The following is an 11,643-nucleotide window of genomic DNA, read 5'->3' on the forward strand; positions in this document are numbered from 1 at the left end:
TTATTTCAATAAATTAAACGCCTAACAGCAGTCTCATTGGATCTTCTAATAGCTCTTTAACACGAACTAAGAAGCTTACAGACTCACGACCGTCGATGATGCGGTGGTCGTAAGAAAGAGCCAAGTACATCATTGGTCTGATCTCAACCTGACCGTTGATGGCAACCGGGCGCTGCACGATGTTGTGCATACCAAGTATGGCAGACTGTGGTGCATTGATAATCGGCGTAGACATCATCGAACCAAACACACCACCATTCGTGATCGTGAAGGTACCACCTGTCATTTCTTCGATCGTCAATTTACCATCACGTGCTTTTTTGGCCAGACGGATAACTTCTTTCTCGATACCATCCAAAGACAGTTGCTCCGCGTTGCGGATAACTGGAACTACCAGTCCTTTTGGTGCAGAAACGGCAATCGACACATCACAGAAATCATTATAAACAATCTCGGTACCATCTATCTGCGCATTAACAGCTGGCCACTCCTGAAGTGCTACAGTACAAGCCTTCGTGAAGAACGACATAAAGCCTAAACCAACCTCGTGCTTCTCCTTAAACTTATCTTTATACTTGGCGCGGATGTCCATGATCGGCTTCATGTCTACTTCGTTGAACGTCGTAAGCATGGCCGTTTCGTTTTTCACCTGAACCAATCTGCGGGCAACTGTTTTACGCAGGTTGCTCATTTTCTCGCGACGTGAGTTGCGGTCGCCGGTTACTGCTGGCGCTGATGCATTTTCTTGTTTAGCAGCCGGAGCCGAAGCTTTTGTTGCCGGTTTTGCCTGTGCATTCTGAGCGTCATCTTTAGTGATGCGTCCGTCGCGGCCAGAGCCTTGTACGTCGGAAACATTGATACCTTTCTCGGAAAGTATCTTACCTGCAGCCGGAGATGGCGTACCGGAAGCATAGGTCTGAGCGCCAGATGTGGCAGCAGCAGGTTGAGCGGCTTGTTGTGCTGCCGGGGCAGCTGGTTGTGCAGCAGCTTTAGAAGTACCACCGGCACCTGCTACAATTTTACAAAGCATCCCACCGATTTCCACTGTATCGCCGGCTTGCGCTACGATCTGCAGTGTACCTGTTGCTTCTGCCGGTAACTCGAATGTTGCTTTATCAGACTCCAGTTCCGCAATGATCTCATCCATTTCCACATGGTCGCCGTCGTTTTTCAGCCAGCTCGCAATCGTTACCTCTGTGATAGATTCGCCTACAGTAGGCACAATCATTTCTACTGTTTCGCCTGCGCCGCTTTCCTGTGCAGGTGCTGTAGCAGGTTGTGCGTTTTCAGCTGCAGGAGCGGATGCCGGTGCAGAAGCAGCTTCGCCGTTAGGCTCTATTCTGCAAAGAAGGGCACCTACTGCTACGGTGTCGCCTTCCTGTGCTACAAGTCGTAAAATGCCTGCTCCTTCGGCGGGCAGTTCGAATGTGGCCTTGTCAGATTCCAGCTCCGCAATCACCTCATCCATCTCCACACGGTCGCCATCATTTTTCAGCCATTTGGCTATCGTTACCTCCGTGATAGACTCACCTACTACAGGCACTTTAACTTCTAAGCTCATATTTTTTTGATTTTTGATTCTCAATTAATGAAGTACGAACAAAGTATGAATGATAATCAAGAATAGCTAAAATTAACTACTGTTGCTTAGCATTCATACTTCATCAATTATATAGCAAAGGCTCTGTTTACTAGCTCCTGCTGTTCTTTTGCATGTATTTTAAGGTAACCGGTAGCAGGCGATGCACTTGGCTTACGTGCAATTACATCCTCGATCTGCTTGCGCATGATACGCAGGATATACATCCAGCCGCCCATATTCTCAGGCTCTTCCTGTACCCAGTATACTTTCGCATTTTCATACTTGCTGAGTTCGGCTTCCAACTGTACTTTCGGGAATGGCGCCATCTGCTCCATGCGCACGATAGCTACATCCATACGGTTGTTTTTCTGCTGTTCTTCGCGCAGATCAAAGTATACTTTACCGCTGCACAGCAATACTTTTGTAACCGATCCTGCTTGTGCAAATTCATCTCCTATTACTTCTTTAAAGTTACCGGAAGTGAACTCAGAAACCGGCGACACAACGCCCGGATGACGCAGCAACGACTTCGGAGCCATGTTAACAGCCGGCATACGGAATGGTGTTGCCAACTGGCGGCGCAGGAAGTGGAAGAAGTTAGCCGGTGTAGTAATGTTGGTTACGTACATGTTGTTCTCTGCAGAAAGTTGCAGGAAGCGTTCCGGACGGGCGTTAGAGTGCTCTGGTCCCTGGCCTTCGTAACCATGCGGTAACAGCATTACAATACCATTCATACGCTGCCACTTAGATTCTGTAGCGGCGATAAACTGATCAATCATTACCTGGGCACCGTTGGCAAAATCTCCGAACTGCGCTTCCCAGATAACCAATGCATTCGGGTTCGCCATCGCATAACCAAACTCGAAACCTAACACGCCATATTCAGATAGCAGTGAGTTATAGATTTCCAGTTTTGCCTGGTTATCCTGGATATAGTTCAGGTTAGAATAGGGTGCATTGGTATTGGCATCACGCAACACAGCATGGCGATGCGAGAAGGTACCACGCTGTACATCCTGGCCACTTAAACGCACGATCTTCCCTTCAGCAAGTATAGAACCGTAAGCTAGCAATTCGGCGGCAGCCCAGTTTAACTGGCCGTTCTCGAAGAACATATCGCGGCGCTCTTTCAGCAATTTCTCGATTTGCTTCAGTGGTTTAAAACCTTGCGGAACGTTGCTTAAGGCATTTCCTACTTTCTCTACAATTTCCTGCGAAATATCTGTTCCCGGCGATTGGTTGAAATCTTCCGACGTAGAACGGCGCAGCTCTTTCCACTCTTTCTCAAATACCTGGTAGTTGTAAGGAAGCGGCTTTTGCTTTACCATATCCAGGCGGTCCTGCAACAACTGGCGGAATTCCTTATCCATGTTCTGAGCCAGTTCTGCACTAATCTCGCCGTGACTGATCAGCTCTTTATTATATACTTCGCGCGGGTTAGCGTGCTTCGAAATCAAGTTATAAAGTTGTGGCTGCGTGAATTTCGGCTCATCCGACTCATTGTGGCCATGGCGACGGTAACACACCATATCAATAAAGATATCGTTGCCAAACTTCTGACGGTATTCAGTTGCCAGGCGCACTGCGAAAACCACTGCTTCCGGATCATCTCCGTTTACGTGCAGCACCGGCGCATCTATTATTTTAGCTACATCGGTACAGTAGATAGACGAGCGGGCATCTTCAAAATCAGTCGTAAAACCAACCTGGTTATTAATAACGAAGTGGATTGTACCACCTGTTTGGTAACCTGCCAGTTTCGACATTTGTGTAACTTCGTACACAATGCCTTGTCCGGCAACGGCTGCATCACCGTGTATAAGTATAGGCACAATGCTACGGGCATCTTTGCCATACATGGTATCAATCTTTGCACGCACAAAACCTTCTACTACCGGGTTCACAGCCTCTAAGTGCGATGGGTTCGGAGCAAGCTTCAGGTTCACTTTTTTACCGGATGGTGTTTCCACTTCAGAGGAGAAACCCATGTGGTACTTTACGTCGCCATCGCCCATGGTAAGGTCAGGTACAGCTGTGCCTTCAAACTCAGAGAAGATCTGCTCATAGGTTTTGCCCATGATGTTGGCCAGCACGTTCAGGCGGCCACGGTGTGCCATCCCGATTACTACTTCCTGTGCGCCCAGTTCCGAAGCTTTGTCGATGATAGCATCCAGTGCCGGAATAGTTGTTTCGCCACCTTCCAGGGAGAAACGCTTCTGGCCTATGAATTTTGTGTGCAGGAAGTTCTCAAATACAACCGCCTCATTCAGCTTATAAAGGATGCGTTTTTTGTACTCGATGCCCGGGTTAAATGTAAGCGACTCTTTTTCGATCTTGTTTTGCAACCAGCTTAATACTTCCGGATCGCGGATATACATGTACTCGTATCCGATCGGGCCTTCGTATATTTTCTGAACGGCAGCCACTATATCACGCAGCTTAGCCGGGCCAATCCCAACTAAACTACCAACCTGAAATACAGTATTTAAGTCAACATCAGATAATCCGAAGTCTTTCAGATCTAACAGCGCTTTGCGGTCTTTGCGATCACGTACTGGGTTTGTTTTGGAGCGCAGGTGGCCGCGTGTACGGTAAGCATAAATAAAATTACGGACAGCTACTTCTTTATCAGACTCGCCGGCTGTAGCCGTACTTTTTGCTGTGGTTGTTGCGGAAGCAGAGCTATCTGCTTCGTGTCCGTTTTCAGAGTATGATTCTGAGAACTCATATCCTTCAAAAAACTTACGCCATCCAAAATCAACAGATTCAGGATCCTGTTGATAAGCTTTGTACAGCTCATCAATATAGGCTCCGTGCGCATTAGCGATATAGGTATATTTATCCATAAGTTTTACTACAGTGTAAAGGCAAAGTTAAGAGATTATCTAATAAATCAAAATTCATACATTCGCATAAGCAAATATGCCTATTATTCAGTTAGTAAGTTTCCTATACACTGATTTTAATTTAAATTAGAAACAGGTTAATAAAGAGTTTACCTGCTGTATAATAACGTTGCTAACAAGGATTCTGGTAAAAAATAATGCATTTGTATACCTATGCCTGCCTAGTTTAGTTTGATGTGCTTTTAAGTATGAATACCTATATCATCTTATACTATGATGTTACTTTTCTATCAGTTACTCTATAGTTTGCTTTATACACCAAGCTGTAAACTTTCTTGATTACGTTTATGCTAAATTAATTAAAGGAAAAACCCATGTTACTTTTCATGTAACTTATTCCTGTTACATATTAACTCAAAGCTGTAAGTTTAAAGTATGGATAGCGGCAACTTCTAAACGCAGTTTCTTTTATATTACTTTACACTTTTCTTATGTACAGCCACCTTTTAGAGCATTTATCTGAAGCTATTGGTGCCCGACTGCTCGTGCAATTTGAGTATCATTCTGAAACCTATGTTGTAGAGCCTTATTTATTAGGAACCAACACAGCAAAACAAGATTGCCTGTATGCCTGGTATGTTGGTAAAGAAAAAGAAGGATGGAGGTGTTTCTGCCTGGCAAACCTGAAAAATGTTGTGCTACTAACAGAAAGATTTTCTGCCAAGCGCCCTGGCTACGAACCTTACAATAACCTGATGAGCCGTATCTATTACAGGGTATGATATGCCAAAATTCTGTATTCAACTTTGTTAGCTCCTGCTGTAAGATAGCGGAATTCATACTTTAGATTTCCAGATTAATTACCAACTAAAGGTTACTATTTTAAAGTAAGCGTATTAATAGTCATTAACATGGTTTTCCATCTAAATCTATACTTATGAAAAAATTATTGAAATCTACGTTCGCTATTGCAGCGGTATTTGCTTTTACAGCATGTGATAACCAGAATAATACTGCAACGGAGACAGACACTGCAACAGAGCAAGTGGAAACACAAACTCCATCTGATGTGGATGGCGGCCTTGACACTGCAGACATGGATACGACTATGACAGATAGCACCATGATGATAGAAGAATAAGTTTACTTACATTAATACTTAAAAAAGGTCCTTGCTTACTGGCAAGGACCTTTTTTTTATACTTTGATTTGGGCACCCGCCCTTAAAACCAGAATGAGTAACACTTTGCACCTTATCAGATGAGCACACTATAAAAGAACTTTATTTAAGTTCGAACATCAGTTTTTATACTTTAAGCTCTGAACATAGTATGTATATGCGCTAATATTTTTAGATTTAAGAAATGGAAAATGGAGTTTTTATGCATGATGGGGTAGCCATTGAATTGGTAGAATCTGATAAGCATTTGCTTGAGGTTATCAGTAAATTAAAAAATTGCAGGGAGCTTGCCCTTGATCTTGAATTTGATCAGAACCGCTATACATATGGGTTTAATTTATGCCTGATACAGCTTACAGGCGGAGATGGTACATGTTATATAATAGACCCTTTACCGCTAGCTGACCTTAGCCCGCTTTTTACATTGCTGGAGGATCCTTCAAGTATGAAAATCATACACCACTCTAACAATGACATTATGCTGTTGAGCAAGCTCGGCTGCCAGATTAAAGGGGTAATGGACACAGATGTGGCTGCCAAACTCCTGAATTATGAACGCTCTTCGCTTGCAACTGTATTAAAAGAGGAATTTAACCAGGAGATAGATAAGTCGCAGCAATCCAGTAACTGGAATAAACGCCCTTTAACCCACGACCAGCTTAAGTACGCTGCCATAGATGTTATTTACCTGCACCAGGTAAAGCAACGTTTAGTTGAACAATTAGAGGCTAAAGGCCGGCTGGAATGGCTGAAAGAAGAAAACCAATTACTTGAAAAGATCCGGTACAGCGAACCTGAAAATCCTCACCTTAAACTGCGTAACGCTTTCAGGCTGAATTTATACCAACAATATATTTTACAGCGCCTGTATGCTTTCAGAGAAGAAATGGCACGGCAGTTTAACAAACCGTCTTCTTTTGTTATTGGTAACGAATCTTTAGTTGAGCTGGCTACCGATATTGATACGGATATAAATGAATGGTTAAACCATACAAAAGGTATTCATGGTGGTTTGAAAAAGGCACGTAACGAACAGTTATTGATAGATGTAATTGCAACTGCCAAGCATGATGCTATTACTGAAAATATTAGCCATGAATTTGCTACCAACCGTTATTACCGCCCTTTAAAAACATCAGAAACAGAGCAACGTAAAGAGATGCTTACCCAAGTGCAAAAGCGGATAATGGAGCTTTACGGTGAGTTTACCTCACGCCTGATCATCAATCAAAGTATAATCACAGAGTATAGCCAGACCGGCCAACTGCGTTGCACCAAACAATACGCTACAGCTATTGTTCTTTCTGCTGCGCAGGAGTTAAATATTATACTTCCGGAACCTGAAATCAGAGCAAAGCTTAACAATTAATTTTCAAGATCAAGTTTTAAATAACATTACAATCCACTATGGAAACATATAGAATAGAGCATGACTTTTTAGGTGAGAAAGAGATTCCTTCCGAGGTTTACTATGGCATCCAAACGGCGCGTGCTTTAGAGAATTTTTATATAACAGGCATTCCGGTAGCAAAAGAACCTTTGTTTATAAAAGCATTTGGCTACGTTAAAAAAGCGGCCGCAATGGCTAACAGAGATTGTGGCGTCATAAATCCCATTATTGCTGATGCGATCTGCAGAGCTTCTGACAGATTAATTAATGGCGAGTTTCTGGACCAGTTTGTAACTGATATGATACAGGGAGGTGCTGGAACGTCGGTTAATATGAATGTAAACGAAGTTATAGCCAATATCGGCCTGGAAATACTAGGCCATAAAAAGGGTGACTATGACTACCTGCACCCGAATAACCATGTTAACTTTTCCCAATCTACCAACGATGCTTATCCGACAGCGTTCAGGCTTGCGCTTTATCGTAAAATAGAAAGTTATATTAAAAGCCTGGATGCCTTACAGGAAGCGTTTGCTATAAAGAGCGTTGAGTTCGCTAACGTATTAAAAATGGGTAGAACGCAGCTTCAGGATGCAGTGCCTATGACGTTGGGTGATGAATTTCATGGTTTTTCTACAACAATCAAGGAAGACATACAAAGGCTGAACGAAGCTAAAATGCTTATTTGCGAAATCAACATGGGAGCCACGGCAATCGGCACCTCCATTAATGCCCCTGCAGACTATCCTAGAATTGTAACAGAGCATTTACGCGAATTAACAGGCATACCGGTAACTTTAGCAGAAGACTTGATTGAAGCTACTTGTGATACGGGGGCCTATGTACAGATTTCTGGGATACTAAAGCGTAGCGCTATTAAAATTTCCAAAATCTGTAACGATCTACGTTTACTTTCCTCTGGCCCGAGAACTGGTATAAATGAGATTAACTTGCCAAGTATGCAGCCAGGTTCATCTATTATGCCAGGTAAGGTAAACCCGGTTATTCCGGAAGTAGTAAACCAAACTGCTTATTATGTAATAGGTACAGATATGACAGTTACTATGGCTGCTGAAGCCGGCCAGTTGCAGTTGAATGTAATGGAGCCTGTTATAGCTTTTAGTTTATTCAGCTCGTTTACTTATATGGAGAATGCCTGCTATACTTTAAAGAATAAGTGCGTGATAGGTATAACGGCAAATGCAGAAATATGCAAGAATATGGTGATGAACAGTGTTGGGATTGTTACAGCACTTAACCCTATTCTTGGCTACGAAACATGCTCCGAGATTGCAAAGGAAGCATTAGCTACTGGTAAATCAATTCATCTGATCACTGTGATAGAACGGCAACTAATTCCGCAGTTTAAATGGGACGAGATATTCTCTATTGAGAATTTAATTAGGCCAAAGTTTATAAATCACTAATCTCTTAAGCAACAAAAAAGGTCACTTGTAATACAAGTGACCTTTTTTGTTATCTAATGCTCTTCACTAAATCTGAGCTGCTGTATTTCAACTGTTGTTTCCTTGGATTGTTATAAAGCAAAATCCTCCCCGTCTACGTGGCGTAAACGGGGAGGATTTGAAGGGGTTGGCGGCCACCTACTCTCCCACCTGTGAAGGCAGTACCATCGGCGCATCCGGGCTTAACTTCTCTGTTCGGGATGGGAAGAGGTGAACACCGGAGCCATAGCCACCATTATCGTTGTGCAGTCTTGGTTGCACATAATGGCATAAGTTATTTGACTTTTGGGAGAGAGCAAGAAGAGGCGGGCCGGTTGTAAACCGGATTCTTCAAGCCGAAGCTTATAGAGAACGCGCCCGGGCAATTAGTACCGCTCGGCTGTGCTGTTTCCAGCTTTACACCTGCGGCCTATCAACGTCATCGTCTCTGACGGCCCTTACAGGGAGATCTCATCTTGGGGTGGGTTTCGCACTTAGATGCTTTCAGCGCTTATCCCATCCGAGCGTAGCTACCCTGCGCTGCCGCTGGCGCGACAACAGGTACACCAGAGGCTCGTCCAACCCGGTCCTCTCGTACTAAGGTCAGAACCCCTCAAATCTCCAACGCCCACAACAGATAGGGACCGAACTGTCTCACGACGTTCTGAACCCAGCTCGCGTGCCACTTTAATCGGCGAACAGCCGAACCCTTGGGACCTTCTCCAGCCCCAGGACGTGACGAGCCGACATCGAGGTGCCAAACCTCCCCGTCGATATGAGCTCTTGGGGGAGATCAGCCTGTTATCCCCGGCGTACCTTTTATCCTTTGAGCGATGGCCCTTCCATGCGGAACCACCGGATCACTATATCCGCCTTTCGGCCCTGCTCGGCTTGTAGGCCTCACAGTCAAGCACCCTTGTGCTATTGCGCTCTACGCACGGTTACCAAGCGTGCTGAGGGTACCTTTGAAAGCCTCCGTTATTATTTTGGAGGCGACCACCCCAGTCAAACTACCCACCAAACACTGTTCCCCCTTCTAGGAGGTTAGGCTCCAAGCAACTCAAGGGCCGTATTTCAAGGATGGCTCCATGACGCCTAGCGACGCCACTTCACAGCCTCCGGCCTATCCTACACATGAGTTACCCAGAGTCAATGTTAAGCTATAGTAAAGGTGCACGGGGTCTTTCCGTCCCGTTGCGGGTACTCGGCATCTTCACCGAGACTACAATTTCACCGAGCTCACGGCTGAGACAGCGCCCAGATCGTTACACCATTCGTGCAGGTCGGAACTTACCCGACAAGGAATTTCGCTACCTTAGGACCGTTATAGTTACGGCCGCCGTTTACTGGGGCTTCGATTCAGAGCTTCGCCTTGCGGCTAACCCCCCCTCTTAACCTTCCAGCACCGGGCAGGTGTCAGGCCTTATACTTCATCTCTCGATTTCGCAAAGCCATGTGTTTTTGTTAAACAGTCGCCTGGGCCTTTTCACTGCGGCTTCTTGTATTGCTACAAGGAAGCGCCCCTTCTCCCGAAGTTACAGGGCCATTTTGCCGAGTTCCTTGGCCGTGATTCACTCGAGCACCTTAGGATTCTCTCCTCGACCACCTGTGTCGGTTTGCGGTACGGGCGGCTACATATTTAAACGCTTAGCGGGTTTTCTTGGGAGCCGGATTAGGGACATTATCTCCGCGCCCGAAGGCTTGGAGTACTATCAGCTTTCAGCAAGACTGGGGGATTTGCCTCCCAATCCTATACCTACGGCCTTTAACGCACTATTCCGTCAGTGCGCAGTCCTTTCACTTCTCCGTCACCGCATCGCTATATGTAGCCGGTACTGGAATATTAACCAGTTGTCCATCGACCTGCGCTTTCGCCTCGGCCTTAGGACCCGACTAACCCTGATCCGATTAGCGTTGATCAGGAAACCTTGGTCTTTCGGTGTGCGGGTTTCTCGCCCGCATTATCGTTACTTATGCCTACATTTGCTTTTCTAAAAGCTCCAACGCCCCTGACAGGACGCCTTCACCGCCGTTAGAATGCTCCCCTACCACTTATACAATGTATAAATCCATAGCTTCGGTGCCATGCTTGATGCCCGATTATTATCGATGCCCTGTCGCTCGACCAGTGAGCTGTTACGCACTCTTTAAATGAATGGCTGCTTCCAAGCCAACATCCTGGCTGTCTAGGCAACTGGACCCCCTTTGTTCAACTTAGCGTGGACTTTGGGACCTTAGCTGATGGTCTGGGTTCTTTCCCTCTCGGCGCAGGACCTTAGCACCCTGCGCCTCACTGCCGTGTATATCAAGTGGCATTCGGAGTTCGTCAGGATTCGGTAGGATTTGACTCCCCCTAGTCCTATCGGTAGCTCTACCTCCACATGACTCTACCACGACGCTGCCCCTAAAGGCATTTCGGGGAGTACGAGCTATTTCTCAGTTTGATTGGCCTTTCACCCCTACCCACAGGTCATCCAAATACTTTTCAACGTAAACTGGTTCGGACCTCCACTGTGTGTTACCACAGCTTCATCCTGCCCATGGGTAGATCACAAAGTTTCGCGTCTACCCCCTCTGACTGTGCGCCCTATTCAGACTCGCTTTCGCTGCGGCTCCGTTTCTCAAGAAACTTAACCTTGCCAGAGAGGAGTAACTCGTAGGCTCATTATGCAAAAGGCACGCCGTCACCCCACTAAAGGGCTCCGACAGCTTGTAAGCGCATGGTTTCAGGATCTATTTCACCCCCTTATTCAGGGTACTTTTCACCTTTCCTTCACAGTACTGGTTCACTATCGGTCTCTCAGGAGTATTTAGCCTTACCGGATGGTGCCGGTGGATTCAAGCGGGATTTCTCCGGTCCCGCCCTACTCAGGATACCACTAAGGCCAAAGAGCTTACGCACACGGGACTCTCACCCTCTCCGGTGTACCTTCCCAGGTACTTGTGCTTCAATCTTTGGTCCCATCACGTGGTCCTACAACCCCAGCTCTGCCGTAACAGAACTGGTTTGGGCTCTTCCGCGTTCGCTCGCCACTACTTACGGAATCATTATTATTTTCTCTTCCTCCGGGTACTTAGATGTTTCAGTTCCCCGGGTTTGCCCCCCGTAGGGTGGTATGTCTTCAACATACCGGGTTGCCCCATTCGGAAACCTGCGGATCAATTCATATGTGCTGATCCCCGCAGCTTATCGCAGCTTG

General features: G+C 45.7%; 6 protein-coding genes and 2 rRNA genes (1 of these 8 only partly in view). 4 read left to right on the forward strand and 4 right to left on the reverse strand.

Annotated features, from left to right (window positions below):
* Positions 1–13 precede the first annotated feature (13 nt).
* A complete protein-coding gene (gene odhB, locus DP923_RS15840; protein ID WP_112306864.1) occupies positions 14–1,561 on the reverse strand; it encodes a 2-oxoglutarate dehydrogenase complex dihydrolipoyllysine-residue succinyltransferase in 1,548 nt (515 codons plus the stop codon).
* A gap of 107 nt (positions 1,562–1,668) precedes the next feature.
* A complete protein-coding gene (locus tag DP923_RS15845; RefSeq protein ID WP_112306865.1) occupies positions 1,669–4,428 on the reverse strand; it encodes a 2-oxoglutarate dehydrogenase E1 component in 2,760 nt (919 codons plus the stop codon).
* 491 nt (positions 4,429–4,919) lie between these two features.
* Here DP923_RS15845 and DP923_RS15850 point away from each other — a divergent pair, with 491 nt between their 5' ends.
* The 4 genes from DP923_RS15850 (at position 4,920) to aspA (ending at position 8,425) form a co-directional block, all read left to right on the forward strand.
* Positions 4,920–5,210, forward strand: a complete 291-nt coding sequence (locus DP923_RS15850; RefSeq protein ID WP_112306866.1) for a WYL domain-containing protein — start codon at positions 4,920–4,922, stop codon at positions 5,208–5,210.
* A gap of 155 nt (positions 5,211–5,365) precedes the next feature.
* On the forward strand, positions 5,366–5,569 hold the full coding sequence (locus DP923_RS15855; protein ID WP_112306867.1) for a hypothetical protein: 204 nt from the start codon (positions 5,366–5,368) through the stop codon (positions 5,567–5,569).
* 223 nt (positions 5,570–5,792) lie between these two features.
* Positions 5,793–6,977, forward strand: coding sequence for a ribonuclease D (locus tag DP923_RS15860; protein WP_112306868.1), 1,185 nt, complete (start codon positions 5,793–5,795; stop codon positions 6,975–6,977).
* Positions 6,978–7,015: 38 nt separating this feature from the next.
* The gene (aspA, locus tag DP923_RS15865; RefSeq protein ID WP_112306869.1) at positions 7,016–8,425 is read left to right on the forward strand and encodes an aspartate ammonia-lyase; all 1,410 of its coding nucleotides are present in this window, start codon (positions 7,016–7,018) and stop codon (positions 8,423–8,425) included.
* A gap of 164 nt (positions 8,426–8,589) precedes the next feature.
* Here the strand turns inward: aspA and rrf are convergent.
* Both rrf and DP923_RS15875 read right to left on the reverse strand, forming a co-directional pair.
* Positions 8,590–8,701 (reverse strand): 5S ribosomal RNA (gene rrf, locus DP923_RS15870).
* Between the two features lie 108 nt (positions 8,702–8,809).
* Positions 8,810–11,643: ribosomal RNA gene (locus DP923_RS15875) — 23S ribosomal RNA — on the reverse strand (it continues 61 nt past the right edge of the window).

Origin of the sequence: Pontibacter arcticus (genome assembly GCF_003284895.1) — a bacterium.
GTDB classification, from domain to species: Bacteria; Bacteroidota; Bacteroidia; order Cytophagales; family Hymenobacteraceae; genus Pontibacter; species Pontibacter arcticus.